Source organism: Bradyrhizobium zhanjiangense (genome assembly GCF_004114935.1).
Lineage (GTDB): Bacteria > Pseudomonadota > Alphaproteobacteria > Rhizobiales > Xanthobacteraceae > Bradyrhizobium > Bradyrhizobium zhanjiangense.
This window is the reverse complement of record NZ_CP022221.1, coordinates 4,607,881-4,633,143: the sequence shown is the minus strand read 5'-3', so window position 1 is coordinate 4,633,143 and position 25,263 is coordinate 4,607,881. Positions and strand designations below refer to the sequence as shown.

Here is a 25,263-nt window from a genome sequence, read left to right as displayed (position 1 = left end):
GTCGTCAGGAAATTCGAGGAGGCGCGCGCGCCTGGGTACTTGAGCCCTTGTGGGTGAAAACGGCAGATACATCCGCCGCGTGCCACACTACGCTTTCGACGTGGCGGGAGGGAATCGCGAACGCCGGCTGCGGCGGCGAATCGAGCGATGCGCCCGCCTGCGCCAGGCAACACAGCGCGCACGCACCGGCGTGTGCGCTGGGGCCGCCGGTTTGATCGTTCAGGCCCCCCTGCTCACCCCCGCTGTGGCAGATGACGCCGGCGGACAGCGGATCGACACCGGCCTGACCGGCCGCCAGACAGGCGGCAATCGGCGCCAGCACCTGCATCGCCAAGGCGAGCAGGACAACGGGTAGGAATTTTTGCAGCCGCGCGTGCATCCGCCGAACCATTCGTTCGCCTGCTAACTAAACATCGTGCCTGCCCCAAGTCGAGGTCAGTTCCACCGTCTGCTTGCCCCGGCGCAAATTTCTCGAAAAACTGTGGTCGGAGCCCCCTACCCAAGGTCGGAGGGCCGGCATTTGAGACAAGTCAAAGGCCCCCACGGTCCACAGATTTCTTATATTTGTCATATACTTATAAAGCCGCAAACCCGATCATTTCGTCAGCTGCTCTTATTTTGAACAATCGTTGCCGAAAATGATGACAAGTGAGAAAAGTTGATCTAGCATTCTCTTGCTCAGGCGCTGACCGCGAGGTCGTGGCCTGGTGGTCCAAGTCTCGGGAGGAGCCCCTGGCGCGCAAAACGCAGCGTCGCCCCGTCAATCAAGAGCAAATCTTAGAATCGGGGATAATAGGGTCGACACAATTTTTGAGCGGGGCCAGGGCCCCGCTCTTTTTTTGCCTGCATGGCTGAAGCGCCGATGAAGGCTCCTCCCAATCCGATCGAACGCAGTTTTGAGCTGGCGGCCTCGCGCTGCGCCGATCTGACGGGCGAGGGTCTATCAGCGCCTGTTCGAAGAGCATCCGGAAACCCGGATGATGTTTCGCTCGCAAGGCAGCGAGCTCGTGATGGGATCGATGCTCGCGCTGGCCATCGAGGCGGTCCTCGACTTCGCCGATGAGCGCCGCGGGCATTTCCGGCTGATCGCCTGCGAGGCCGCCTCGCACGAGGCTTACGGCACGTCACGCGACCTCTTCATTGCCTTCTTTGCGATCATCAGGGAGACGCTCCGCGATCTGCTCGGTGATGAATGGTCACCGGACATTGCAGAGGCAGAGGCAGAGGCCTGGGATGCATGCGCGTGGCGATCGACGCATTCGCCGGCGTGCCGGCCTGACGCTTTGCGCTGCACCAAGGGTGGCTTGCTGCGATCGCGCGATTGATTGCAGATTGAGTGACGTCAGCTCTTGTGAGACACTTTCGGACATCGGTCGCGCAAGCAATGACGCGCCGACGATAAAATTTTACGGGAGCGAGCGATGTCCGGGACGAAAGATTTCTCGACGACGAGGCGCGATCTTCTTCAGGCGGCAGCGACCGCCGGCGCCGCGACTGCCATCCTCGGCAGCATGGGCATAAATCCAGCACTTGCGGCCGAAGTCGGACGATCCGAGAAGCCGCTGAAAGCGGCCTTCTCCAACGCAGGCCTCCAGGCCACCTGGTGCGCGCAGGGCAAGCAGGCCGCGGAATTCTGGGGCAAGCTATTCAATGTCGAGGTGACCTGGTTCGATGGTCAGCTCGACGCGGTGAAGCAGCGCGCCGCGATCGACAACATGGCCTCGCAGAAATGGGATTTCGTCGCGATCCAGGCTTTCGGCATCGGCACCCTCACCCAGCCCGTGCAGAAGATGATCGACGCCGGCACGCCCGTGATCGACATGGATACGCTGATCGCGCCGCTCGACCAGATCAATGTCCATTCCTTCCTTGCCCCCGACAACGAGTTCATGGGCGCCTCGGTGACGCAGGCGCTGTGCAACGCCATGGGCGGCAAGGGCAAGATCATCATGACGCAAGGCGCGCTCGGCCACACCGGCGCGCAAGGACGCGCCAAGGGCTTCAACTCGGTGGTCAAGCAATTCCCCGGCATTGAGGTGCTCGACACCCAGCCGGCCGACTGGGACGTCTCCAAGACCGCCCGCCTCTGGGAGACCTATCTCACGAAATATCCGCAGATCGACGCGGCGTTCTTCCACAATGACGACATGGCGCTCGCCGCCTACAACATCATGAAGGCACGCAACCGCACCAACATCCTGATTGGCGGTGTCGATGCCATGCCGCCGGCGATCCAGGCGGTGAGCGAGGGCCGCATGTTCGCGACCGTGCGCAATCCGTCCTGCCGCATCCATGGCGGCGCCATCATTGCAGGCGTGTCGGCCGTGGTCGGCGGCGAGAAGAGCGGACAGGGCATCCCGAAAAACGTCGTCACCGACGGCCCGGTCGTGACCAAGGCAAATGCCCCCGGCATGCAGTGGATGGAAGACCATTTCCTGATTTAGTCCTCCATGCCAGAGGTTCGTTCGCCCATCCTGGAACTGAAGGGCATCACGAAGAGCTTCGGCGGCGTCGAAGCGCTTCGTGGTGTCGACTTCGCGCTTCTTCCCGGCGAGATCCACGGTCTCGTCGGCGAGAACGGCGCCGGAAAAAGCACGTTGATGAAGATCATCGCCGGCGTGCATGCCGAATTCTCCGGCCGCTTCCTGATCGACGGGGTGGAGACGCATTTCCGCTCGGCGCGCGATGCGCATGCGGCCGGCATCGCCATGGTGCACCAGGAGCTCTCTGTCGCGCCCGACCTCACGGTCGCGGAGAACGTCTTCCTGGGCAACCAGCCGACCAACCGGCTCGGCCTCGTGCAGTGGCGGCGGATGGCGCGCGAAGCCGGCGAGCAGCTCGCTCGCTTCGGCATCGACGTCGACCCGATGAGCAGGCTCGGCGACCTCCCGATCGGGCTTCAGCAGCTGATCGAGATCGCGCGCGTGCTGTTCTCCGGCGCGCGCATCGTCATCCTGGACGAGCCGACCTCCGCCCTCTCCCCGCCCGAGGTCGAGCGGCTTTTCGCGACGCTCCGGCGCCTGCGCGAGGAAGGCACCGCAATCGTCTTCATCTCGCATTTCATCGAGGATATTTTGCGCGTGTCGGACACTGTCACCGTGTTCCGCAACGGACGGAAAGTCGCGGAGACGGCGAGCGCCGCGACCAGCAAGGGCGCGCTGATCGAGGCCATGATCGGCCGCGGCGGCGAGGTGCTCGAGCACAGCTACACCGACGATTTGATGCTGCCACAACCGAGCGGCAGTCCGGTGGTCCTGAAGGTCGACCAGCTATCCCTCGCCCGCAGCCTTCAGGATGTCTCGTTCGAGGCCCGCGCCGGCGAGGTGCTCGGCATCTACGGCTTCATGGGCTGCGGCCAGCAGGAGCTGTCGCGCATCCTGTTCGGCAAGTTGAAGCCGGACAGCGGCACGCTCGCCGTCGACGGCACGCCAAAGACCTTTGCCAGCACGGCGGCGGCGCGGCGGGCGGGCGTGGCGCTGGTGCCCGAGAGCCGGCGCGACATGCTGTTTCACCAGGAGCCGGTCTACAAGAACATCTCGATCAGCATTTTGGATCGCATCTCGTCCCTGCTGCTCAAGCCGGCACAGGAGCGCGATATCGCCAAGCGCCAGGTCGATCAGTTGCAGATCCGGCCGCCCGTGGTCGGCCTCGACCTCGGCATGCTCTCGGGCGGCAACCAGCAGAAGGTCGCGCTGGCAAAGTGGCTGACCTATCCGCCCAAGCTTCTGGTGTTGTGCGAGCCGACCCGTGGCATGGATGTCGGCGCCAAGAACGACGTCATCAACATCGTCCGCGACCTGCGCGCCAGGGGGCTTGCCATCATCGTGCTGTCGACCGAGCCGGAAACGGTGCTGTCGCTGGCCGACCGCATCCTCGTGCTCAAGCGCGGCGCACTGGTGCGGGAATTCAGGAACGAGCCGGTCAGCAAGGACCGCCTGCTGGAAGCGGCGTGACGGAGCAGCACCATGACGAGCAGTGAAACGGTTCCGGCGGCGGCTGCGCGAGCGCGGGGCGTTGCGCCCTTCCTGCGCTCGCAGATGCGCAACATCGCGCCGTTCCTCACCCTGATCTTCCTGTCCGGCTTCTTCGCCTTCGCCAGCCCCTCCTTCGCGACGCTCGACAATCTCGGCAACATCCTGACCCAGGTGTCAGTGACAGGCATCATCGCCGTCGGCCTCACCTTCGTGATCCTCTGCGCCGAAATCGACCTGTCGATCGCCAGCATCGCCAACGTCACCGGCATCGCCGTCGCCTATTTCACGCTCCAGGAATCCTACGTCAACATCGCCAATGTGCCGCTGCCGGGCGCGGTCGCGATCATCCTGTCGATCCTGCTCTGTGCGCTGCTCGGCCTCGTCAATGCGCTGGGGCTGACCGTGATCGGCATCCCCTCCTTCATCATGACGCTGGCGATGATGCAGATCGCGGCCGGCATCTCGGCGCTGCTGGTGCGCGGCCAGATCGCCTACAAGGTGCCGAGCCTGATCACGACGCTCGGCTCCGGCTCGATCGGCGGCATTCCCTGGATCGTCATCGTTGCCGCCATCATGCTGCTCGGCGGGCATCTGGTGCTGACCTACACGCGCTTCGGCCGCTACATCTACATGGTCGGCGGCAATCGCGAAGCGGCGGAATATTCCGGCCTCAACGTCAAGCTCATCCTCGGCGCGGTGATGGTGATCTCGGCGGTCTGCTCCGGCATCGGCGGCATGCTCGGCGTCGCCCATTTCGGCAGCGCGCAGCAGAACGAGTTCGACACCTACCTGCTCGACTCCATCGCCGCCGTCGTGGTCGGCGGCACCAGCCTGTTCGGCGGCCGCGGCGGCATCGGCAACACCATCGTCGGCCTGTTCGTGCTCGGCGTCCTCAACAACGGCCTCGACCACGTCAACATCGACAGCTTCCTGAAGATCCTGATCCGCGGCCTGATCCTCTTGGCGGCGCTGGTCATCAACGTCTACGCCCAGCGGCTGAGGGAAAAAGCGGCGGAGTAGACGGCGCGCTCAAACAAAAAAGTGCGAAAACAACCCCATGCACAGTAGCCGGGGCTAGCGGAATCAATGGCTTGCCGGTGACCGCCGCACAATTGCGGATTTCACGAAATCCATTTGACACGTCGGGCAAAACAGGAGCAGGATGGCACCATGGCGATGTCTCGGCCCGAGGCAGCGCTGCCTGAACGCTCTGACGTTCAGCGCAAACAAATATCCGTCATCCTGAGGTGCGGGGCAAGCGATGCGAACGCATCGTATGCGGAGCCTCGAAGGATGGACGGCCGAGATGTGCAGCCGGGCCGTCGTCCTTCGAGGCCTCCGCTACGCTCCGGCACCTCAGGATGACGGACATAGAACGACGATCGCTGTACCAGTCTCGTCATTGCGAGCGCAGCGAAGCAATCCAGAGTCTTTCCGCGGATACATTTCTGGATTGCTTCGCTGCGCTCGCAATGACGACGTGGTGGCAGAGAGCTCGACCACGTGCATGGCGGAGTCTGAGAACGCCGCTACCTTGGCTTTTGTGCCGCTTGTTGCAGCCTGCTCGCGAAGTAACGTCTGGTCCTCCGACGACATGAATTGACGCTCCGCGGCGAGACGTTCCATTCCGGGCGCCGTGAGCGATTGCCCCTTGGATCCGCTTCATTCCGCGGCGATCGCCTCGATCTCCAGCAGCCATTTGCTGTCGACGGTTTCAGCGATCATGACCGTCAGCGCGGGTTCGTGTCCTTCGAGCATCTTGCGGCGAACGGCACGATTGGGCACGACCTGACTGATGTCGGTCAGGAACGTGGTGACCTTGACCAGATGCGTGACGCCGAGGCCGGCGGCGGCGAGCACCTCGATCACATTGCGCCAGGCTTGCTCGCATTGCGCTTCGAAACCTTCGGGCACGCTGCCGTCGGATTTCTCGGGCACCTGGCCGCTGATGAACAGCAGGCGGCGATGCTGACTGAACTCAAGTCCCATGCTGTAACCACCGGCGGGAGCATGGACCGATGGTGGATTATGACTGACGATTTGAGCCATGTCAGATTGTCTCCTGTTCGCTCTTGCGATCGATCGACCCTAACCGGCTGCATCGCGCCGGCGCAAAGCAATGTTGCTGCGGTTCAGCGCAAGAAAATCTATTGCAAGCACGCGGCCATTCAGTGACAAACTAGGCAGCGATGACTTACATCCTTCCTCCGCTCAATGCGCTCCGCGCATTCGAAGCCGCCGCGCGGCATCTCAGCTTCAAATTGGCTGCGCACGAGCTGCACGTAACGCCCGCCGCCGTGGGGCAGCAGGTGAAGGCGCTGGAGGCGCGCCTCGGCGTACGCCTGTTCGATCGCCTGCATAAGCAGCTCATCCTGACCGCGGCCGGTCAGGCCTATCTGCCCGGGATATCCGAAGGCTTTCGTCACATTGCGGAGGCGACCTCGCAATTGAAGCCGGCAGGTGCGGTGCTGCTGCAATTGGGAGTCCATGGCAGCGTCGACCTGCGTCGCCTCGAATTGGCGGAGTTTCGCAGCGCGCATCCAGACATCGGCTTGCGGGTGCTGCAGCCCGCCGGCTTGCACGAGTTGGTCGAGGGCAAGGTCGACCTGCTGATCGCCCGCGGCCTTGGCCACCATCCGGGCTATCGCTGCGACCGGGTCAGTGAGGGGGCTGGTCTGGGTGATTGGCTGGTTGCGCCTGAAGGCACCGCGGATTGCCCAGAGGTCGTCAGCTTCCGCGAATGGTTGCGCGCCCTCCTCGCCGACAACCCGCGCACAAACCACCGCCGCCCTCGCCTGGTCGGCATCAGCGGACGTTGAGGCGGCCCTCTGTCGTTGCCAATCCCGCCTGCGCCGCAATCTCGTCGCTTCGCCAGCACCGGACCGCATGCCCGTCGCGGCGCGTTTCAAGCACCGGCCCAGGCTCGCGGCGACACAGGGCTTCGGCGTGGCGGCAGCGCGGGTTGAACGCGCATCCGTTTGGGGGATTGAGCGGATTGGGCAGGTCGCCCCCCGTCGTCGCTAACGGTGCGTGGCGTAAGGGATCGGGGATGGCGGCGATCAGGGCTTGGGTATAGGGGTGCGCAGGTCGTTCGAAGATCTCGCGCCAGTGGCCATTCTCGACGATGCGGCCGAGATACATCACGGCGACGCGGTCACTCATGTGCTCGACGACGCCGAGGTCGTGGCTGATCATGATGAATGAGAGGCCGAGCGTGTCCTTCAGTTCCAGCAGCAGATTGATGATCTGGGCACGGATCGAGACGTCGAGCGCCGAGACCGGTTCGTCGCAGATGACGATCCTGGGATTGAGGATCAGCGCACGCGCAATGCCGATGCGCTGGCGCTGGCCACCGGAGAATTCATGCGGGTAGCGGCCCGCCTGTTCGGGCCGCAGGCCCACATGCCGCAGCATCGTCGCAACGCGGTCCTCGATCTCGCTTTTCGCGGTCACGCCGTGCACACGCAGCGGATCTTCCAGCGTACGACGAACGGTCTGGCGCGGATTGAGCGAGGCGTAGGGATCCTGAAATACCATCTGCACGATACGGGCCAGCGCCTTCCGATCACCGGATTGCCGGTTCGTGACGACCTGCCCGTCCACCACGATGCGCCCGCGCGTCGGCGTCAGGAGACCAAGGATCGACAATGCGACCGTCGACTTGCCCGAGCCGGACTCGCCGACGAGGCCGAGGCATTCGCCGCGCCTCAAGCTGAGATCGACGCCGTCGACGGCACGGAGCAGCCGCTTCTCGCGACCCAGCAAGCCACCCCCGAGCGGAAAATGAACCGCGAGATTCTCGATGCTGAGGATGACATCGTCATCCGCTCTCCCCTGCGGTTCATGCATGGTGGTGGCACCTGACAAGACCGCCTGCCTCCAGCAAATCCGTCTCGGGCGCGGTGGTGCGGCAAATATCGGTCGCCTGCGCGCAACGCGGATTGAACCGGCAGCCGTCTGGGAAGCTCGTGATGGCCGGAACGACGCCCGCGATCTCCTTCAGTCTGCTACGGCCAAGCGCAGCGCGGCTGCCAAGCCGCGGCAGCGAGGCGACGAGGCCCTGCGTATAGGGATGCGAAGGCGTTCGGAAGATATCGGCCGAGCCGCGCTCCTCGACGATGCGGCCGGCATACATGACGGCGACGCGGCGGCAGACATTGGCGACCAGGCCGAGATCGTGGCTGATCATCAGGATGGCCGTTCCTCGTTCGGCACATAGATTCCGCATCAACTCGATGATTTCCGCCTGCACGGTCACGTCGAGCGCAGTGGTCGGCTCGTCTGCGATCAGGAGATCCGGACCGCATGCCAGCGCGATGGCGATCATCACGCGTTGACGCATGCCGCCTGAGAGCTGATGCGGGTAATCCTTCACGCGCCGCTCAGGCGCGGGGACGCGGACGCTCGCCAGTGCCTCGACCGCCAATTGGTTGGCTTCCCGCCAGCTCTTGCCCTTATGAAGCACGAACATCTCGGCGATCTGCCGTCCCACCGGCGAGACCGGGTTCAGGGCCGTCATCGGCTCCTGGAAGATCATCGCGATGCGGTTGCCGCGCAGCTCCCGCTGCCCGGCGGCGGAAAGTCTCTGGATCTCCTGCCCCTCGAAGCGGATGACGCCACCGCCGATCGACAACGGCGGCCGCAGCAGGCCGATCAAGGCGAGCGCCGTGATGCTCTTGCCGCAGCCGGATTCGCCGACCAAGCCGAACGTCTCGCCACGATCGATGCGGAACGAAACGTTCTCGACGGCGGGCACCTTGCGGGATCCGTCGTCGAGATCGATGCGCAGATCCTCGACTTCGATCAGCGGCGAGCCCGTCATGTGCGCCGGCTCCGCGATTGTGGATCGAGAATGTCGCGCAGACCGTCGCCGAGCAGGTTGAGGCCGAGCACCGTCAGGAAGATGGCAAGGCCGGGAAAAACCGAGAGCCACGGCGCCGTCGTGATCTGGTCGCGGGCTTCCGACAACATGCTGCCCCAGCTCGGAAACGGCGGGCGGACGCCGAGGCCGAGAAACGATAATGCGGCTTCGGACAGGACCGCGCTGCCCATGCCGAGCGTGCCGATGACGACGATCGGTCCGAGCATGTTGGGCAGCAGCTGCGTGATCATGATGCGCAGATCGCCATAGCCGAGCACGGTTGCGGCCTGCACATAGCCCTGGCTCTTCAGCGACAGAGCCGAGGCCCGTGCGATCCGGCAAGTGAAGGACCAGTTGGTCAAGCCGAGCGCGATGAGCAGGCTGGTCAGGCCGGGCCCAAGCACCGCCATGATGGCCAGCGCGAAGATCAGGGAGGGGATCGCCAGCATGAGATTGGTCAGGGCGTTGACGACATCGTCCCACCAGCCGCCCAAGTACCCGGCGCTCAGGCCCAGTGCCACGCCGATGATGCTGTTGATGAGCTGGGAGACGATACCGACCGTCAGCGAGACGCGCGCGCCGTAGACGACGCGGGAATAGATGTCGCGGCCCTGCCCGTCGGTGCCGAACCACCAGGTCCAGCTCGGCGCCTCCTCCGCATTCATGAGGTTGGCGTCCATGACGGGATCGGTGTGCGCCAGCCACGGCGCGAGCAGGCCGACCAGGATCGCAAGCGCGAACAATGCGCCACCGATGATGAGATTGGCGCGGAGCTTCATGCGTATCTGATCCTGGGATCGATCACGCCGTAGAGCACGTCGATCAGCAAATTGATCGCGAGAAAGGCCAGCACCACCACGAGAATGGAGCCCTGAACGGCGGGAATGTCGCGCTGGAGGACACTGTCGACGAGCAGCGAGCCGATGCCCGGCCACGAGAACAATTTCTCGACGACGACCGCCTGTCCCATCAATGCACCGAATTGCAGGCCCATTGTCGTGAGGATCAGGACGAGCGCGTTGCGCATCACGTGCCACTTCACGAGACGCATCTCGCTCATGCCCTTGGAGCGCGCCGTGCGGACAAAATCGGCGGTCATGATCTCGAGCACCGCGGCGCGCGTCGTCCGGGCCAGCAGCGCCATCGGCGAGACGCCGAGTGTCACCGCCGGCAGGATCAAATATTTGAGGCTGCCGTCGCCATAGCCGAAGCTCGGCAGCCAGCCGAGCTTCAACGCGAACAGGTACATCAGCACCAGCCCGAGCCAGAATTTGGCCATTGACAGGCCCGAGACGGCGACAACCATGGAGACCGTGTCGACGATGCCGCCCGGTCGCAATGCTGCGACGAAGCCGAGTGGAACGCCAATCGCAATCGCAAACGCCAAGGCTGCGAATATCAATTGCAGCGTCGGCCATATCCGTTTTGCGATCATGATCGTCACGGGCTCACGGGTCCGGAACGACGTCCCCAGATCACCGGTCGCAAGCTTGGCGATGTAGGAGCCAAAGCGCATGTAAACGGGATCGTCGAGGCCGAGCTGTTTTCTCATGCGCTCCACGACCTGCGGGTCCGCTGCGCCTCGGCCGTCATCGCTCATGCTCGAGACGATGCTGCCCGGGACCACGCTGAACAGCACGAAGACCACCAGCACCACGGCCAGCACGGTCGGAACGGTTTGCAGGATTCGACGGGTCAGGAAGGCGAGCATTGCAACTGTTCCTCCCTCCCTTCATCGCTTGCTGCGATGGAGGGAGGGTGAGAGCGCGTGTCACTTGGCGGGCGACGACTCGTCCACCCAGAGGTCCTCGACGTTCTGATGGGTCAGTTCCGTCGCATTCAACTGAATCCCCTTCAGCCACGGCTGCACCGCCATGACCGCCTTGTTGTAGTTGAAGAACCAGACCGGTGCCTCCTCATAGAGCAGGGCATTGGCCTTCTGCAGCAATTGGTCGCGTTTTGCAGCGTCGTCGGTCTGCCCGGCTTCGTCGATCAGCTTGTCGAAATCCGCGTTCTTGAAGGAGGTGTAATTGCAGGCTGATTGCGGCGTCGACGAGTAGAAGCATTTCAGCGCCGCCTGAGGATCCGGCCCTGTCGCCATGGAATAGACATAGGCCTGGAAGTCGCCTTTCTTAATGACCTCCGCCAGCACCGCGGTCTCGACCTGCTTGACCTTCACCTTGATGCCCACGCGGTCCAGCATCGGGATGATGGCCTCGACGATCGGCAGACCCCAGCTTTCATTCTGACTGGTCGTCCATTCGAATTCGAAGCCCGTGGGATAGCCGGCCTCCGCAAGCAACTGCTTTGCTTTCGCGGGATCGAAGGCGTAGGGCTTCATTGTGTTGTCGTAGATTGGCGAGGTCAGAGGCAGCCAGCTGGTGGCGCGATAGGCCTTGCCTTTGACCAGCTTTTTGATGATCAGGTCAGTATCGATCGCGTGGTTGATCGCCTGCCGGACGCGCTTGTCGGCAAACGGCTTGAATGCCGGATTCATCCCCATGTGACGCGTGAAGACCTCGGCGACTTCGACGATGGTGCCCTTGAGGGCAGGGTCGGCCTGATAGGCGACATATTGTGCAGGCCCGAGCACCGAGGTGTCGATCTCCTTGTTGCGGAAGGCGACATCGCGGGCCGCGGCCTCGCCCATGACCGACACGATGAGCTTGTCGGCATAGGGCTTGCCGGGCTTGTAGAACCGGTCCCAACGTTCCAGGACGATGCGCGATCCCGGCACGTGCTCGACGAACTTGAACGAGCCGAGGCCGATCGGCTTCTGGATGAAGCTTTCCTTTGCACCTTCGTCTGCGGGATAGATCGAGGTCAGCGCGTTGAAGAAATAGAAGCCCGGATCGACCTTCTCGGTCAGTTTCATCTCAACGGTAAAGTCGTCGATCTTCTTCAGGCCGGAGATCTCCTTGGCCTGGCCCTTCTCCACTGCGGCCGCGCCCTCGATCACCCGGACGAAACGCGCGCCGGGATAGGCCTTGGTGCCGTCCATGATGCGATTGTACGACCAGATGACGTCGTCAGCCGTCATCTTGCGGCCGTTGTGAAAATAGGCATCGTCTCGCAGCTTGAAGGTGTGAACCAGGCCTCCGCCCGAGACCACGTCCTCCTTGGCAAGCTCCAGGACCGGCTTGCCTTCCGCGGAATTCCAGATGTAGAGCGACCGATGCAGGGCCTTGGCGTAGATCTCGTCCTGGGCGCGCTGCGTCGTATGAATGTCCAGACTGGAGAAGCTCGAGCCATAGGGCGCGGTCATGCGGATGGTTCCGCCCTTGCGCGGGGTCTGGGCCTCTGCCGTGGTGACCAGCGCCAGCCCCAAACCAGCGACGACCGCAATCATCCTGAACATCATGAGTCCCCCAACAACGCAGGAATTCCGATCAGGGATTTGATCATTCGTCGCCTGTCGAAAGCAAGCTTCGTTTTTGTGGCAACCGATGCCGGTTCCGAATAGCAGCCCTTCGACGGAGACCTCAGGGCTCAGGTTGCATCCCCCGGGCGATGCAAGCCGCCGATTGACGCGGTGCGTCATCGAGCGACCAGAACCAGTGAACAGTCTTCGCGATCGACGCGACCAAGCTCAGGATCGTTATCCGAGCCCGAGAAATCGCGCACGGCGTCCTGCTCCCGGTGCGGCTTTGTTGACGTTCAGCGACAATCCCTCCCCGTCATTGCGAGCGCAGCTCTATCCACCGTCATTGCGAGGAGCCCTTGCGACGAAGCAATCCAGAGTCTTTCCGGAGAGGGACTCTGGATTGCTTCGCGGAGCCTGTCATCGGGCCGCGCTTCGCGCGAACCCGTTGGCTCGCAATGACGGAGTGCTCTCGCGGGGTCCTCAGTTTGACAATTCCGGCTGCCAATCGCGCAATTTTCGCGCGGCGCCGGTGACGTCAGCGATCGTCCGAAACGCCGCCGCCTCCACCATCATCGCCCTTGCCAGACGCACGGCGCGGGCCTCGCTGATCGCCCGCTTCTTCGGGTCCTCGATCAGCTCGAAGTCGATATTGTGGGCGAGACCGAAGATGCGGCGGATGGTTTTTGCGGCTGCGAAGCCGACCGTATCAGTGAACAGGCGCTGCATGTAGGCCTGCCGCTCGGCCTCAAGACGTCCGACACCCCTCTCGCCGGCAAAGAGTGAGACCGGATAGGCATCGCCGCTGGCCTCCGACCGCCAGAGGTCGAGGAATTTTCGCGCGAATTCGTTCCAGACCTGCTCGATAGTCTCCAGCACCCAGCCCTCGAATGCGGCCCGCTCGGCCGGCGAGCGCTCGTGGCCGGCGGCGGCGAAAAAGGCCATCAGCAGGTTGGCCAGCACGGCGCCGACGTCGAATCCCATCGGGCCGTAAAACGCGAATTCCGGGTCGATCACCCGCGTCTCGCTCTCCGTGACCATGATCGAGCCGGTGTGGAGGTCGCCGTGGATCAACGCCTCGGGGCTTGCCATGAACTTCAGCTTCAGCCGGGCGATCGCGACATGCAGGTCCATGTCGTCGCGCAGGCTCGCGGCCAAGCCATCGAGGTAAGGCGCGGTCCAGCGGTTCTGTTCGGCGACGCGGTAGGGATCGGTGAAGATCAGGTCCTCGGTGATCTTGCACAGCGCGTGATTGCCGGCGAAGGCGGCGATGCCCTGCTTCTTCTCGGAAGCGGAGAGCGCGAGATCGGAGGTGAAGAACAGCGTCCGCGCCATGAAGGTGCTGATGTCGTCGACAAAGCGCGGATATTGCGTTGCCGCAACCAGCCCCTTGCGCATGATGATATGGGGCTCGAGCAGCTCCATCACCGTCAGCGCCAAAGCTTCGTTGTGATGCAACAACGCTGGCACAAGTCCGGGTGCGAGCTGGGCCTGCTTCGACAGCGCCAGATATTCGTAATGGGCCCGCGACAGCGGCAGCGGCCAGCTCTCGCCGACGAGGCGCACATAAGGCAGTGCCTGCTTCACCGCGATGCCGCCGCGCCCACCTTTGACGATGAAGACGAGGTTGAGATTGCCGTCGCCGACTTCGGTGATCGCCCAGGATGGTGGCTCACCGCCAAGGAGTGCGGCGATTTCAGGCCGGCCTGCGAGATAATCCCGCAACGCCGCCTCATGCAGAATCCGGTAGTCCCCCTGCTCCTGCGCCATGACGATCCCATCCCATGCTAAAGCGCGATGAGATCGCGCTTTAGATTATTATTTGAGCATGATCTTCTCGGAAAACCGCTTCGCACTTTTCCGGATCATGCTCTTGATATGGCCGGATCGTTACTCCCGCTCCAGGAAGCTCGAGCCGATCCCGGCCTTTCTTTTGATCGGATCGTAATCACAATAGACGCTGTCCGCCACCAGCGTGTAGCTGGCGCTGACGGTGTATTTGTCCAGCTTGACTGAGTTCAGGCCGATCACCGAGGTGCTCTTGCCCCCGTTCCATTTGAACGGCGTCGAGCTCTTGGCCTGCTCGCAGGCCATCACCGCCTCGTTGAAGACGTAGCCCTCGACGAATGCCTTCAGGGTGCGCACCTGCACCGCCATCTTCCATTCGACATAGCCGATCGCGCCAAGGCCGGCGACGATCAGCACCAGAAGCGCGATGACGATGCGCTGAAAAGTCATTCTTCCCCCCAAAACAATAATCAGCAAAAAACGTCTAGAACGGCATTCCCATCATCTTCGACAGGCGTTCGATCGAGAGATAGCCGGCGTGATAAGCGGCCATGCCGAGGCCGTAGATGATCGCCGAGATGATCGTGGTCCAGATCAGCTTGCGCCCCATCCGCGTCAGGATCGGCGCGCCGGGGTCGGTGCCAGGCGCACCGACGCCGTCCTCGTGCTGGCTGCGCACGCCGAACGGCAGCGTCAGGAACAGCGCGATCCACCAGATGACGAAGTAGATCGCGATCGCCGTTGAGATCTGGATGGCCATGGGGCGGTCTTATGCCTGCTCGATCTCGACCAGAGCGCCGGAAAAATCCTTGGGGTGCAGGAACAGCACCGGCTTGCCGTGGGCGCCGATCTTGGGCACGCCGTCGCCGAGCACGCGCGCGCCCTCCTTCACCAGCGTGTCGCGCGAGGCGATGATGTCGACGACCTCGTAGCAGACGTGGTGGATGCCGCCGTCGGCATTGCGCTCGAGGAACTTTGCGATCGGCGAGGCTTCGCCGAGCGGCTCGATGAACTCGATCTTGGTGTTGGGCAGCGTCGCGAACACGGTGGTGACGCCGTGCTCGGGCAGCGCCACGGCTTCCGAAATCTGCGCTCCGAATGCGGCGCCATAGATCTTTGCGGCCTTGACGGCGTCCTTGGTCGCGATCGCGACGTGATTGAGCCGACCCAGCATGTTTCTTCTCCCTCACAGCGTGATCCGGAGACCACGCCTAGGCTACACTGTCAGCACGTGTACCAGACAGGGGGGCTTTTTGCCCCAATGTTCGTTGATCACGGCCCGGACAGCGCGTCGCACTGACTCGGCCAGCGCATCCGGATCGCGGCGGCGGGGCCGCGGCAAGCCTTCGATGGTGGAGACAACGGCATCGAAGACGATGTCGTCGAAGCCCTCACCCGCCCTGTTCTTGTCGGGGATACCGACGAGATCGACCTCGGGATCGTCGGCGAGCTCGCCCTGCTCCGTCATGGCGATGGCGACGAAGGCACAGCCGGAGAACGCCATGCGGCGGCGCTCGACCACCGCGCGGGATTTTGCGTCCTCCAGGATCATGCCGTCCTTGTAGAGACGGCCCGACGGCACCTCGCCGACAATGCCGGGATCGCCGGGACCGAGCTTGACGAGATCGCCGTTGCGGCAGACCAGCACGCGCGGCACGCCGGCGGCGCGCGCAAGTTTTGCGTGCTCGTGCAGGTGCAGGGCCTCGCCATGGACGGGGATCAGAAGCTGCGGCTTCACCCAGGAAATCAGATCGCGCAGCTCGTCGCGGCGCGGGTGGCCGGAGACGTGGACCAGATGGTCGCGGTCGGTGATGATCTCGACACCCTGGAGCACCAGATTGTTGATGATCGAGCCGACGGCCTTCTCGTTGCCGGGAATGGTGCGCGAGGAGAAGATGACGCTGTCGCCGCGATTGAGCGTGATCTCGGGATGGTCGTCATTGGCGATGCGCGCCAGCGCCGCGCGCGGCTCGCCCTGGCTGCCGGTGCACAGCGCCAGCACCTTGTCCTGCGGCAGATGGCCGTAGACCTCGGGCGATCGGAAACTCTGCACGCCGTCGAGATAACCGGTCTCGCGCGCGACCTGCACCACGCGCTCCATCGCGCGGCCGACCACGACGACCTCGCGGTCGGCGGCTTTCGCAGCCTCGGCCACCGCCTTGATGCGGGCGACGTTGGAGGCGAAGGTCGTGACGGCGACGCGGCCCTTGGCGGCCTTCACGAGATCAATGATGGTCCGGGCGACCTCGGCCTCCGACGGCGAGCGGCCGTCGCGCACCGCGTTGGTGGAATCGCCGATCAAGGCGAGCACGCCCTGCTCACCCAGCTCGCGCAGGCGCCTCTCGTCAGTCGGGGCCCCCAGCGTCGGGGTCGGGTCGATCTTCCAGTCGCCGGTGTGCAGCACCGTGCCGGCTTCGGTGTGGATCGCCAGCGCATGCGCTTCCGGAATCGAATGCGCGACCGGAATGAACTCGACGTTGAACGGCCCGACATCGACGCGCCCCCCGGACGGGACCACCGTCACCGGAATGTTGGGCGCACCGCGCTCGGCGGCGCATTTGGCCTCGAACAGCGCCGCGCTGAACTTGGTCGCGTAGATCGGGCATTGCAGCTTCGGCCAGAGATCGATGATGGCGCCGAAATGGTCCTCGTGGGCATGGGTGAGCACCAGGCCCATCAGGTTCTTGCGTTCCTTCTCCAGGAAAGAGATGTCCGGCATGATCAGGTCGATACCTGGAAGATGCTCCTCGTCACCGAAGGAGACGCCGAGATCGACCGCGAGCCAGGCGCGCTGGTGGCGGTTGCCGAGGCCGTAAATCGACAGGTTCATGCCGATCTCGCCGACGCCGCCGAGCGGCGCAAACACCAGTTCGTCGGGCCTCGCCATCACGCAGCTCCCACGGAGGCGGCCGGGCCGAAGAACACCTCGCCCGCCGCGACCGGCACCCGCCGCCCTTCCGCGGTGCGGACGATCAGACAGCCTGTGTCGTCGATGGTGTCAAAAATGCCTTCCAGCGTCATCGTTCCCGTGTGGATTGCGACCTTCTCGCCGAGGCCGGCGGCGCGCTCCAGCCAGAGCTTTCGGATCTCTGCAAAGCCGCGGCCGTTGTCCCAAATGCCGCGGAACTCGACCCAGGCGTCGGACAGCGCCGCAAACAAATCCTCCGCGCTGATCTGGACGCCGAGGGCGGCGAGCGAGACCGCCGGCGTCGGCGTGCCCTCCGGCGCTGCGACGACATTGGTTCCGATGCCGACGACGACGGCAAGACGATCGCCAACGGCCTCGGCCTCGAGCGCAATGCCGACGAGCTTCTTGCCGCCGGCAAGCACATCGTTCGGCCATTTCAGGGCGTAGCGGGGACGGCCCTCGCCGAGGCGGAGCGCCGCCTCCAAGCTGACCTTCTCCAGCGCGGCCTCTTCCGCCAGCCCGGCGGCGAAGCCGAGCGTTGCGGCGACCGGCGGGGCTACGTCCATGACTTCGAGGATGCTGGCTGCGAGATTGCCCGGTGGCGCGATCCAGGCGCGCTGGCGCCGGCCGCGGCCGGCAGTCTGCTCGGACGTCACGAACCACATCGGGCCGCGTTCGCCGGCGCGGGCGTGCTCGATCGCGTCGGTATTGGTCGAGCCGGTCCGTTCGAAAGCCGCGAGCTTGAAGCCCGCGGCCTGTGCGCGAGGACCGAGCGCGAACCCCATCCTAGAACAGCGACTTTGCCGCTGCGGAGGCCACGCTCACCACCGGGCCCGCGAACAGCGCAAACAGGATGTTGAACAGACCCGCGACCGCCAGAACCGTCCGCACCTCAACGCGCACCGGATCGACCTGGCCGGCCGGTTCGTCGAAATACATCGTCTTGACGACGGCGAGATAATAGTAGGCGCCCACCACGCTGGTCAGCACGCCGATGACGGCGAGCGTGAACAGGTTGGCCTTGATCGCGGCGACGAAGACGTACCACTTGGCAAAGAAGCCGGCGAGCGGCGGAACGCCCGCAAGCGAGAACAGCAGCATCGCGAAGAAGAAGGCAAGCAGCGGATTGGTCCGCGACAGACCGGCGAAATCGCTGATCTGCTCGACCGCCTGGCCGTTGCGTTTCATGGCGAGGATGACCGAGAACGCGCCGAGCGTCATCGTCACATAGATCACGATGTACATCAGTACGCCCTGCGCACCCTCGACAGTACCGGAGGCAAGCCCGACCAGGGCAAAACCCATATGGCCGATCGAGGAATAGGCCATCAGTCGCTTAATGTTGCTCTGGCCGATTGCCGCGAAGGCGCCGAGCGCCATCGAGGCGATCGACACGAACACCAGGATCTGCTGCCACTGCGGCACGATGCCGGGGAACGCGGTCAGCGTCGCGCGGGTGAAGACGGCGAGCGCGGCGACCTTCGGCGCAGAGGCGAAGAAGGCCGTGACCGGCGTCGGCGCGCCCTCATAGACGTCGGGCGTCCACATGTGGAACGGCACCACCGAGATCTTGAAGCAGAGGCCGGCAAGCAGGAAGACGAGGCCGAACACCAGTCCGACATTCGCTGATGTCGCGGCGGTAGCGATGCCGGTGAAGCTGACGGTGCCGGTGAAGCCGTAGATCAGCGAGGCGCCGTACAGCAGCATGCCCGAGGACAGCGCGCCCAGCACGAAGTACTTCAGGCCCGCCTCGTTCGACTTGGCATTGTCCCGGTTCGAGGCCGCCACGACGTAGAGCGCCAGCGACATCAATTCGAGGCCGAGATAGAGCGAGATCAGATCGCCGGCCGAGATCAGCACCATCATGCCGAGCGTCGAGAGCAGCACCAGGATCGAATATTCGAAGATCCGCCGCGACGGGTCGGACAGGAACTCGGTCGACAGCACCAGTGTCACCGCCGAGCCGATCAGGGCCAGGATCTTCATGAAGCGGGCGAAATCGTCGACAATGAAGCTGCCACCGAAGGTGACCTGCTTGCCCGCGGGCTGCATGTAGACGAGCGCGCCGACCACGATCAGCAGCACCACCGCCAGCGAGGTGACGGTCTTGGTCGTCTCCTGCCCGCGATAGGCTCCCAGCATCAGAAGCGCCATCGCGCCGACCGCGAGCAAGAGCTCGGGCAGCACCGGCGCCAGTTGATATCCTGCAGTCTCAAAGCTCATGGCGATGTCCTGACCTGCCCGCTCACTGGAGCAGTGCGGCGGCCTTCACGGCCGTCACAGCGGTGTTGTAATTGTTGACGAGTTGCTGGACCGAGGCGGCCGACATGTCGAGCACCGGCTGCGGATAGACGCCGAACAGAATCGTCAGCGCGATCAGCGGGAACAGCGTCAGGCACTCCCGGAAGGTGAGGTCCTTGATGGTCATCAGCGACGGCTTTACCAAGGATCCGAACACGACCTTGCGGTATAGCCAGAGCGCATAGCACGCCGACAGGATGACGCCTGATGTGGCGAAGAACGCGGTCGGGATCGAGGTCTTGAAGGTACCGAGCAGCGTCATGAACTCGCCGACGAAGCCGGAGGTACCCGGCAGGCCGACATTGGCCATGGTGAAGACCATGAAGGTCATGGCGTAGAGCGGCATCCGGTTGACGATGCCGCCATAGGCCGCGATCTCGCGGGTGTGCATGCGGTCGTAGACGATGCCGACGCAGAGGAACAGCGCGCCGGAGACGATGCCGTGCGAGATCATCTGGAACACGCCGCCGGCGACACCCTGCATGGTGCCGGCGAAAATGCCCATGGTGACGAAGCCCATATGCGCGACCGAGGAGTACGCGATCAGCTTCTTCATGTCCTCCTGCATCATCGCCACCAGCGAGGTGTAGATGATGGCGATGGTGGACAGCGTGAAGATCAGCGGCGCGAAGTCATGCGAGGCCAGCGGGAACATCGGCAGCGAGAAGCGCAGGAAGCCGTAGCCGCCCATCTTCAGGAGGATCGCCGCCAGGATCACCGAGCCGGCGGTCGGCGCTTCGACGTGTGCGTCCGGGAGCCAGGTGTGCACCGGCCACATCGGCATCTTCACCGCGAAGGAGGCGAAGAAGGCCAGCCACGCCCAGGTCTGCAAGGACCGCGGCACGGCCGTGTGCATCAGGGTCGGAATGTCGGTGGTGTTGCCGTTCCAGTACAGCGCCATGATGGCGAGCAGCATCAGGACCGAGCCGAGCAGCGTGTAGAGGAAGAACTTGAACGAGGCATAGACCCGGCGCGGACCGCCCCACACGCCGATGATCAGGAACATCGGGATCAGGCCGCCCTCGAAGAACAGGTAGAACAGCACGAGGTCGAGCGCCGAGAAGGTGCCGACCATCAGCGTTTCCAGGATCAGGAACGCCATCATGTATTCGCGCACCCGGCTCGTAACCTTCCAGCTCGCGATGATGCAGAACGGCATCAAGGCGGTGGTCAGGATCACGAAGGGCAGCGAAATGCCGTCCACGCCCATGTGGTAGGTGATGCCGGTGGCGAGCCAGTTCGCCTTCTCGACGAACTGGAAGTCGGCGGTCGAGGAATCGAAGCGCGCTACCAGGATCAGTGACACCGCGAAGGTGATCAGCGTGGTCCACAGCGCGATCCAGCGCGAGTTGCGCTGCGCGGCCTCGTCGTCGCCGCGGCTGAGATAGACGATCAGCGTCCCGACCAGCGGCAGGAAGGTGGTGACGGAAAGGATGGGCCAGGTTGTCATTTACTGGCCTCCAAAGCCGAACATGAACCAGGTGATCAGGCCGGCGACGCCGATCAGCATGGCGAATGCGTAGTGATAGAGATAGCCGGTCTGGATCTTCACGACGTTACGGGTGACGTCCAGCACGCGCGCCGAGACGCCGTCGGGACCGAGCCCGTCGATGATGAAGCCGTCGCCCTTCTTCCAGAGCTGATAGCCGATCCACTTCGCCGGACGGACGAAGATGACGTCGTAGAGTTCGTCGAAGTACCACTTGTTGAGCAGGAACTGGTACAGCATCGGCTGCGTTTTCGCCAGCTCGACCGGCAGATACGGCCGGCGGATGTAGAACAGGTACGACACCAGGAAGCCCAGCACCATCATCACCGTCGGCAGGAAGGCGATGGTCTCGGGGATGTGGTGCATCTCCTCGATGATGTGCGGGTTCATCTTCACGGATTCGCGGAAGAACTCCTCGATGCCGTGACCGGCGAACAGCTCCTTGAACGGAAGGCCCGCGACGAACGAGCCGACCGCGAGCACGCCGATCGGGATCAGCATCCAGATCGGGGCCTCGTGTGCGGCCTCGTAGTGATGCTCGTCATGCGGCTCGCCGTGGAAGGTCTTGAAGATCAGGCGCCAGGAGTAGAACGAGGTCAGGCCGGCGGCGATGACCGTCATCAGGAAGCCGTAGACCGCGAACGGATTGTGCGCGGCGTAGGCGGACTCGATGATCGCGTCCTTGGAGAAGTAGCCGGCGGTGAGCGGGAAGCCGGTCAGGGCCAGCGTGCCGACCACCATCACCGCGTAGGTATAAGGGATCTTGCGCCAGAGGCCGCCCATATGGCGGATGTCCTGCTCGTGGTGCATCGCGTAGATCACCGAGCCGGAGCCCAAGAACAGCAGCGCCTTGAAGAAGGCGTGCGTGAACAGGTGGAACATGCCGACCGAATAGGCCCCTGCCCCCATTGCCACGAACATGTAGCCGAGCTGCGAACAGGTCGAATAGGCGACGATGCGCTTGATGTCGTTCTGGACGAGGCCGATGGTCGCCGCGAAGAACGCCGTGGTCGCGCCAAAGAACATCACGACGGCCTGCGCGTTAGGGGCGAGTTCGAACAGCGGCGACAGCCGCGCCACCATGAACACGCCGGCGGTGACCATGGTCGCGGCGTGGATCAGCGCGGAGACCGGGGTCGGGCCTTCCATCGCGTCCGGCAACCAGGTGTGCAGCAGGAACTGCGCCGACTTGCCCATCGCGCCCATGAACAGGAGGAGACAGGTCAGGGTCAGCGCGTCGGCGTGCCAGCCGAGGAAGTTGATGGTCTTGCCGGTGAGGCCAGGTGCGGCATGGAAGATGGTCTCGAAATCGGTCGAGCCGGCCAGCATGAAGATCGCGAAGATGCCGAGCGCGAAGCCAAAATCGCCGACGCGGTTGACCACGAAGGCCTTGATCGCCGCCGCATTCGCCGAAGGCCTCTGGTACCAGAAGCCGATCAGGAGGTAGCTGGCGAGACCGACGCCTTCCCAGCCGAAGAACAGCTGCACGAGGTTGTCCGCGGTGACCAGCATCAGCATCGCGAAGGTGAACAGCGAGAGATAGCCGAAGAAGCGCGGCCGGTTCGGGTCCTGATCCATGTAGCCGATGGAATAGAGGTGCACGAGCGAGGAAACGGTCGTCACCACCACCAGCATCACGGCCGTGAGCGTGTCCACGCGCAGCGTCCACCAGACCTGGAGGTCGCCGGAGAAGATCCAGGGCAGCAGCTGGATCCGCGCGTCGTGATGCATGAAGCCGACGTCAACCAGCGTGAACCAGGACAGCGCCGCCGACACGAACAGCAGTCCCGTCGTGATCAGCTCGGCCGCGCGAGAACCAGCCGCTGGCGGCTCGTGGTCGCCCGGCTCGTCATGGGTCTCATGAATGACGCTCCCCTCCTCCTTGATGGAGGCAGCGGAGACATGACCGTTATTCGCACCATTACCGTGCGCCTCGTCGTGATGTTCGACCGTGTCGCCTGAGGGATTGCGGGCATGCGCGCCGACCAGCGAGATCAGGCCGGCGAGAATAGCGCCCAGCAGAGGCAGAAAGACAATTGCCTGAACCATGACTGAGCTCAGCCCTTCATCAGATTGACGTCCTCAACCGCGATCGAGCCGCGGTTGCGGAAATAGACCACCAGGATGGCGAGACCGATCGCGGCTTCGGCGGCGGCGACCGTCAGCACCAAGAGAGCGAAGACCTGGCCGACGATGTCGCCGAGGAAGGTCGAGAACGCCACGAGGTTGATGTTGACCGAGAGCAGGATCAGCTCGATCGACATCAGGATGACGATGATGTTCTTGCGGTTCAGGAAGATGCCGAGGATCCCGAGCGTGAACAGGATCGCGCCGACCGCCAGATAGTGTCCGAGCCCGATCGTCATTTCACCCACTCCGCCGCATCGGCATCCGAGAGCCCCTGCCCTGACGCCACCTTGCGCATCGCCATCGCCATTTCCGGCGTGCGCGCGTTCTGCACGTTGATGTCCTGCCGCTTCACGCTCGCCTTGTGGCGCAGCGTCAGCACGATGGCGCCGATCATGGCGACCAACAGCACCATGCCCGCGAGCTGGAAGTAGTGGATGTACTTCGTATAGAGCACGAGGCCGAGTGCTTCGGTGTTGCTGACATTGGCCGGGATCGCCGCCGTGATGGTCTTGGAGACGCCGGGGTTGATGACCCAGAAGCCGACGGTGAGCAGCAGCTCGAACATGAAGATGCCGCCGATCACCAGCCCAACCGGCAGGTACTCGATGAAGCCCTCGCGCAGCTCGAGGAAGTCGACGTCGAGCATCATGATCACGAACAGGAACAGCACCGCGACCGCGCCGACATAGACGACGATCAGGATCATCGCCAGGAATTCGGCGCCCATCAGCACGAACAGGCCGGAGGCGTTGACGAAGGCCAGGATCAGGTACAGCACGGAGTGCACGGGATTGCGCGAGACAATCACCATCACCGCCGAAGCGACGCAAACGCCGGCGAAGAGATAGAAGAACAGCGCGGGAAGGATCATGCCCTCACCTCACCGGTACGGCGCGTCGAGCTCGATCGCTTTCGCGATCTCGCGTTCCCAGCGGTCGCCGTTGGCGAGCAGCTTGGCCTTGTCATAATAGAGTTCCTCGCGGGTCTCGGTCGCGAACTCGAAGTTCGGGCCTTCGACAATGGCGTCAACCGGACAGGCCTCCTGGCAGAGGCCGCAGTAGATGCACTTCACCATGTCGATGTCATAGCGCACCGTGCGGCGGGTGCCGTCGTTGCGGCGCGGGCCGGCCTCGATGGTGATGGCCTGCGCCGGGCAGATCGCCTCGCACAGCTTGCAGGCGATGCAGCGCTCTTCGCCGTTCGGATAGCGGCGCAGCGCGTGCTCGCCGCGGAAGCGCGGCGAGATCGGGTTCTTCTCGAACGGATAGTTGATGGTTGGCTTCGGCTGGAAGAAATAGCGCATGGCGAGGAAGAACGCCGAGACGAATTCCGACAGCAGAAGCGAGCGTGCAGTGGCGTTGACGTTGATACCCATGGCGGACCTCACTTCGGCGCGATGCCGGCGAAATGCAGCACACCGGCCACCACGATCACCATCGCCAGCGAGATCGGCAGGAACACCTTCCAGCCGAGGCGCATCAATTGGTCGTAGCGGTAGCGCGGCACGATCGCCTTGGCCATCGCGAACAGGAAGAACATGAAGAACAGTTTCAGCGAGAACCAGATGATCCCCGGCACCCAGTTGAAGGGCGGCAGGTCGACCGGCGGCAGCCAGCCTCCCAGGAACAGGATCGTCGCCAACGCGCACATCGTGACGATCGCGACATACTCGCCGAGCATGAACAAGAGGTACGGCGTCGAGCCGTATTCGACCATGAAGCCGGCGACGAGCTCGGATTCGGCCTCCACGAGATCGAACGGCGGACGGTTGGTTTCCGCCAGTGCCGAGACGTAGAACACCACGAACATCGGGAACAGCGGCCAGACGTACCAGTTCAGGATGGTGAGCTGCGGCAGCCCGATCAGGCTGGCAAGACCGCGCGCATGCTGGGCCTCGACCACGGCCGTGAGGTTCAGCGTGCCGGCGCAGAGCAGCACCGTGATGATGACGAAGCCGATCGAGACTTCGTAGGACACCATCTGCGCCGCCGAGCGCAACGCGGCCAGGAACGGGTATTTCGAGTTCGACGACCAGCCGGCCATGATGATGCCGTAGATCGACAGCGACGAGATCGCGAAGATGAAGAGGATGCCGACATTGATGTCGGAGATCACCCAGCCGAGATTGGTCGGGATCACCGCCCAGGCGGCGAGCGCGAGCACGCAGGACACCAGCGGCGCCAGCAGGAACACGCCCTTGTTGGCGCCGGCCGGGATGATCGGCTCCTTCAGCACGAACTTGAGCAAGTCCGCGAAGGACTGCAGCAGGCCCCAGGGGCCGACCACGTTCGGGCCGCGCCGGATCTGCACCGCCGCCCAGATCTTGCGGTCGGCGAGCAGGATGTAGGCGATCGCGACCAAGAGGACGACGAGCACGAGGACGCTCTCCGCGACCATGATGATCAGCGGCCAGAGGAACCCGGTCCAGAATGCGCTTTCGAAGAATTCCAT

24 protein-coding genes and 1 pseudogene are annotated in these 25,263 nt (G+C 63.6%); 5 read left to right on the top strand and 20 right to left on the bottom strand.

Annotation, left to right across the window (positions count from 1 at the left end):
• Window positions 1-4: 4 nt before the first annotated feature.
• Complete coding sequence (locus tag XH85_RS22145) at window positions 5-391, bottom strand: DUF2946 family protein (protein WP_128933464.1); 387 nt, start codon at window positions 389-391, stop codon at window positions 5-7.
• A 471-nt stretch (window positions 392-862) separates the two neighbouring features.
• Here XH85_RS22145 and XH85_RS22140 point away from each other — a divergent pair.
• The 4 genes and pseudogenes from XH85_RS22140 to XH85_RS22125 all read left to right on the top strand — a co-directional run bounded on the left by XH85_RS22140 (window position 863) and on the right by XH85_RS22125 (window position 4,994).
• Window positions 863-1,279, top strand: a pseudogene (locus XH85_RS22140) (globin).
• A 142-nt stretch (window positions 1,280-1,421) separates the two neighbouring features.
• Window positions 1,422-2,444 carry a sugar ABC transporter substrate-binding protein gene (locus XH85_RS22135; protein WP_091885915.1) on the top strand — a complete coding sequence of 341 codons (1,023 nt, stop codon included), beginning with the start codon at window positions 1,422-1,424 and terminating at the stop codon, window positions 2,442-2,444.
• Window positions 2,445-2,450: 6 nt separating this feature from the next.
• Window positions 2,451-3,953: a sugar ABC transporter ATP-binding protein gene (locus tag XH85_RS22130; RefSeq protein ID WP_128933463.1), complete on the top strand. Its 1,503-nt coding sequence runs from the start codon at window positions 2,451-2,453 to the stop codon at window positions 3,951-3,953.
• Window positions 3,954-3,965: 12 nt separating this feature from the next.
• Window positions 3,966-4,994: an ABC transporter permease gene (locus XH85_RS22125; RefSeq protein WP_091885921.1), complete on the top strand. Its 1,029-nt coding sequence runs from the start codon at window positions 3,966-3,968 to the stop codon at window positions 4,992-4,994.
• Window positions 4,995-5,636: 642 nt separating this feature from the next.
• On the opposite strand, the gene XH85_RS22120 is transcribed toward XH85_RS22125, so the two are convergent.
• Complete coding sequence (locus XH85_RS22120; RefSeq protein WP_128933462.1) at window positions 5,637-6,023, bottom strand: RidA family protein; 387 nt, start codon at window positions 6,021-6,023, stop codon at window positions 5,637-5,639.
• A 140-nt stretch (window positions 6,024-6,163) separates the two neighbouring features.
• Between XH85_RS22120 and XH85_RS22115 the strand changes: the two genes are divergently transcribed.
• Entirely contained in the window at window positions 6,164-6,793 is a 630-nt protein-coding gene (locus XH85_RS22115) for a LysR family transcriptional regulator (RefSeq protein WP_128933461.1), read from the top strand.
• Here XH85_RS22115 and XH85_RS22110 read toward each other — a convergent pair.
• The 18 genes from XH85_RS22110 to nuoH all read right to left on the bottom strand — a co-directional run bounded on the left by XH85_RS22110 (window position 6,780) and on the right by nuoH (window position 25,263).
• Window positions 6,780-7,823: an ABC transporter ATP-binding protein gene (locus XH85_RS22110; protein ID WP_128933460.1), complete on the bottom strand. Its 1,044-nt coding sequence runs from the start codon at window positions 7,821-7,823 to the stop codon at window positions 6,780-6,782. The genes XH85_RS22115 and XH85_RS22110 overlap by 14 nt on opposite strands.
• Window positions 7,816-8,796 carry an ABC transporter ATP-binding protein gene (locus XH85_RS22105; RefSeq protein WP_128933459.1) on the bottom strand — a complete coding sequence of 327 codons (981 nt, stop codon included), beginning with the start codon at window positions 8,794-8,796 and terminating at the stop codon, window positions 7,816-7,818. Before XH85_RS22105 ends, XH85_RS22110 begins: the two co-directional genes overlap by 8 nt.
• Entirely contained in the window at window positions 8,793-9,614 is an 822-nt protein-coding gene (locus XH85_RS22100) for an ABC transporter permease (RefSeq protein ID WP_128933458.1), read from the bottom strand. The genes XH85_RS22105 and XH85_RS22100 overlap by 4 nt, the downstream gene beginning before the upstream one ends.
• A complete protein-coding gene (locus XH85_RS22095) occupies window positions 9,611-10,546 on the bottom strand; it encodes an ABC transporter permease (RefSeq protein WP_128933457.1) in 936 nt (311 codons plus the stop codon). Before XH85_RS22095 ends, XH85_RS22100 begins: the two co-directional genes overlap by 4 nt.
• 60 nt (window positions 10,547-10,606) lie before the next feature.
• On the bottom strand, window positions 10,607-12,196 hold the full coding sequence (locus XH85_RS22090; protein ID WP_128933456.1) for an ABC transporter substrate-binding protein: 1,590 nt from the start codon (window positions 12,194-12,196) through the stop codon (window positions 10,607-10,609).
• Between the two features lie 483 nt (window positions 12,197-12,679).
• Window positions 12,680-13,966 carry an S-methyl-5-thioribose kinase gene (mtnK, locus tag XH85_RS22085; protein WP_128933455.1) on the bottom strand — a complete coding sequence of 429 codons (1,287 nt, stop codon included), beginning with the start codon at window positions 13,964-13,966 and terminating at the stop codon, window positions 12,680-12,682.
• A 120-nt stretch (window positions 13,967-14,086) separates the two neighbouring features.
• Complete coding sequence (locus tag XH85_RS22080; protein ID WP_128933454.1) at window positions 14,087-14,434, bottom strand: hypothetical protein; 348 nt, start codon at window positions 14,432-14,434, stop codon at window positions 14,087-14,089.
• A 34-nt stretch (window positions 14,435-14,468) separates the two neighbouring features.
• Window positions 14,469-14,744, bottom strand: coding sequence for a DUF1467 family protein (locus XH85_RS22075; protein ID WP_128933453.1), 276 nt, complete (start codon window positions 14,742-14,744; stop codon window positions 14,469-14,471).
• 9 nt (window positions 14,745-14,753) lie between these two features.
• Entirely contained in the window at window positions 14,754-15,158 is a 405-nt protein-coding gene (gene mce, locus XH85_RS22070; RefSeq protein WP_011087668.1) for a methylmalonyl-CoA epimerase, read from the bottom strand.
• Between the two features lie 42 nt (window positions 15,159-15,200).
• Window positions 15,201-16,871 (bottom strand): ribonuclease J, encoded by a 1,671-nt coding sequence (locus tag XH85_RS22065; protein WP_128933452.1) that lies wholly within the window; start codon window positions 16,869-16,871, stop codon window positions 15,201-15,203.
• Window positions 16,871-17,677, bottom strand: a complete 807-nt coding sequence (locus XH85_RS22060; protein ID WP_128933451.1) for a biotin--[acetyl-CoA-carboxylase] ligase — start codon at window positions 17,675-17,677, stop codon at window positions 16,871-16,873. Before XH85_RS22060 ends, XH85_RS22065 begins: the two co-directional genes overlap by 1 nt.
• A 1-nt stretch (window position 17,678) precedes the next feature.
• Window positions 17,679-19,115, bottom strand: a complete 1,437-nt coding sequence (gene nuoN, locus XH85_RS22055; RefSeq protein ID WP_128933450.1) for an NADH-quinone oxidoreductase subunit NuoN — start codon at window positions 19,113-19,115, stop codon at window positions 17,679-17,681.
• Window positions 19,116-19,137: 22 nt separating this feature from the next.
• Complete coding sequence (locus tag XH85_RS22050) at window positions 19,138-20,643, bottom strand: NADH-quinone oxidoreductase subunit M (protein WP_091885968.1); 1,506 nt, start codon at window positions 20,641-20,643, stop codon at window positions 19,138-19,140.
• Entirely contained in the window at window positions 20,644-22,731 is a 2,088-nt protein-coding gene (gene nuoL / locus XH85_RS22045) for an NADH-quinone oxidoreductase subunit L (protein WP_128933449.1), read from the bottom strand. It lies immediately after the preceding gene.
• Window positions 22,732-22,739: 8 nt separating this feature from the next.
• Window positions 22,740-23,048: an NADH-quinone oxidoreductase subunit NuoK gene (gene nuoK, locus XH85_RS22040; RefSeq protein WP_008547737.1), complete on the bottom strand. Its 309-nt coding sequence runs from the start codon at window positions 23,046-23,048 to the stop codon at window positions 22,740-22,742.
• Window positions 23,045-23,683 (bottom strand): NADH-quinone oxidoreductase subunit J, encoded by a 639-nt coding sequence (locus XH85_RS22035; protein WP_128933448.1) that lies wholly within the window; start codon window positions 23,681-23,683, stop codon window positions 23,045-23,047. Before XH85_RS22035 ends, nuoK begins: the two co-directional genes overlap by 4 nt.
• Before the next feature lie 9 nt (window positions 23,684-23,692).
• Window positions 23,693-24,187, bottom strand: a complete 495-nt coding sequence (gene nuoI, locus XH85_RS22030) for an NADH-quinone oxidoreductase subunit NuoI (protein WP_210342510.1) — start codon at window positions 24,185-24,187, stop codon at window positions 23,693-23,695.
• Between the two features lie 8 nt (window positions 24,188-24,195).
• A complete protein-coding gene (gene nuoH, locus XH85_RS22025) occupies window positions 24,196-25,263 on the bottom strand; it encodes an NADH-quinone oxidoreductase subunit NuoH (RefSeq protein WP_091885977.1) in 1,068 nt (355 codons plus the stop codon).

What these genes read in the sequence shown, in the direction of transcription:
- nuoH (WP_091885977.1), bottom strand. Translation starts at nt 25,263, where the DNA reads ATGGAATTCTTCGAAAGCGCATTCTGGACCGGGTTCCTCTGGCCGCTG.
- XH85_RS22065 (WP_128933452.1), bottom strand. Translation starts at nt 16,871, where the DNA reads ATGGCGAGGCCCGACGAACTGGTGTTTGCGCCGCTCGGCGGCGTCGGC.
- mtnK (WP_128933455.1), bottom strand. Translation starts at nt 13,966, where the DNA reads ATGGCGCAGGAGCAGGGGGACTACCGGATTCTGCATGAGGCGGCGTTG.
- XH85_RS22145 (WP_128933464.1), bottom strand. Translation starts at nt 391, where the DNA reads ATGGTTCGGCGGATGCACGCGCGGCTGCAAAAATTCCTACCCGTTGTC.
- nuoK (WP_008547737.1), bottom strand. Translation starts at nt 23,048, where the DNA reads ATGACGATCGGGCTCGGACACTATCTGGCGGTCGGCGCGATCCTGTTC.
- XH85_RS22110 (WP_128933460.1), bottom strand. Translation starts at nt 7,823, where the DNA reads ATGCATGAACCGCAGGGGAGAGCGGATGACGATGTCATCCTCAGCATC.
- XH85_RS22075 (WP_128933453.1), bottom strand. Translation starts at nt 14,744, where the DNA reads ATGGCCATCCAGATCTCAACGGCGATCGCGATCTACTTCGTCATCTGG.
- nuoN (WP_128933450.1), bottom strand. Translation starts at nt 19,115, where the DNA reads ATGAGCTTTGAGACTGCAGGATATCAACTGGCGCCGGTGCTGCCCGAG.
- XH85_RS22080 (WP_128933454.1), bottom strand. Translation starts at nt 14,434, where the DNA reads ATGACTTTTCAGCGCATCGTCATCGCGCTTCTGGTGCTGATCGTCGCC.
- XH85_RS22125 (WP_091885921.1), top strand. Translation starts at nt 3,966, where the DNA reads ATGACGAGCAGTGAAACGGTTCCGGCGGCGGCTGCGCGAGCGCGGGGC.
- XH85_RS22095 (WP_128933457.1), bottom strand. Translation starts at nt 10,546, where the DNA reads ATGCTCGCCTTCCTGACCCGTCGAATCCTGCAAACCGTTCCGACCGTG.
- mce (WP_011087668.1), bottom strand. Translation starts at nt 15,158, where the DNA reads ATGCTGGGTCGGCTCAATCACGTCGCGATCGCGACCAAGGACGCCGTC.
- XH85_RS22035 (WP_128933448.1), bottom strand. Translation starts at nt 23,683, where the DNA reads ATGATCCTTCCCGCGCTGTTCTTCTATCTCTTCGCCGGCGTTTGCGTC.
- XH85_RS22105 (WP_128933459.1), bottom strand. Translation starts at nt 8,796, where the DNA reads ATGACGGGCTCGCCGCTGATCGAAGTCGAGGATCTGCGCATCGATCTC.
- nuoL (WP_128933449.1), bottom strand. Translation starts at nt 22,731, where the DNA reads ATGGTTCAGGCAATTGTCTTTCTGCCTCTGCTGGGCGCTATTCTCGCC.
- XH85_RS22115 (WP_128933461.1), top strand. Translation starts at nt 6,164, where the DNA reads ATGACTTACATCCTTCCTCCGCTCAATGCGCTCCGCGCATTCGAAGCC.
- XH85_RS22090 (WP_128933456.1), bottom strand. Translation starts at nt 12,196, where the DNA reads ATGATGTTCAGGATGATTGCGGTCGTCGCTGGTTTGGGGCTGGCGCTG.
- nuoI (WP_210342510.1), bottom strand. Translation starts at nt 24,187, where the DNA reads ATGGGTATCAACGTCAACGCCACTGCACGCTCGCTTCTGCTGTCGGAA.
- XH85_RS22050 (WP_091885968.1), bottom strand. Translation starts at nt 20,643, where the DNA reads ATGACAACCTGGCCCATCCTTTCCGTCACCACCTTCCTGCCGCTGGTC.
- XH85_RS22135 (WP_091885915.1), top strand. Translation starts at nt 1,422, where the DNA reads ATGTCCGGGACGAAAGATTTCTCGACGACGAGGCGCGATCTTCTTCAG.
- XH85_RS22060 (WP_128933451.1), bottom strand. Translation starts at nt 17,677, where the DNA reads ATGGGGTTCGCGCTCGGTCCTCGCGCACAGGCCGCGGGCTTCAAGCTC.
- XH85_RS22120 (WP_128933462.1), bottom strand. Translation starts at nt 6,023, where the DNA reads ATGGCTCAAATCGTCAGTCATAATCCACCATCGGTCCATGCTCCCGCC.
- XH85_RS22100 (WP_128933458.1), bottom strand. Translation starts at nt 9,614, where the DNA reads ATGAAGCTCCGCGCCAATCTCATCATCGGTGGCGCATTGTTCGCGCTT.
- XH85_RS22130 (WP_128933463.1), top strand. Translation starts at nt 2,451, where the DNA reads ATGCCAGAGGTTCGTTCGCCCATCCTGGAACTGAAGGGCATCACGAAG.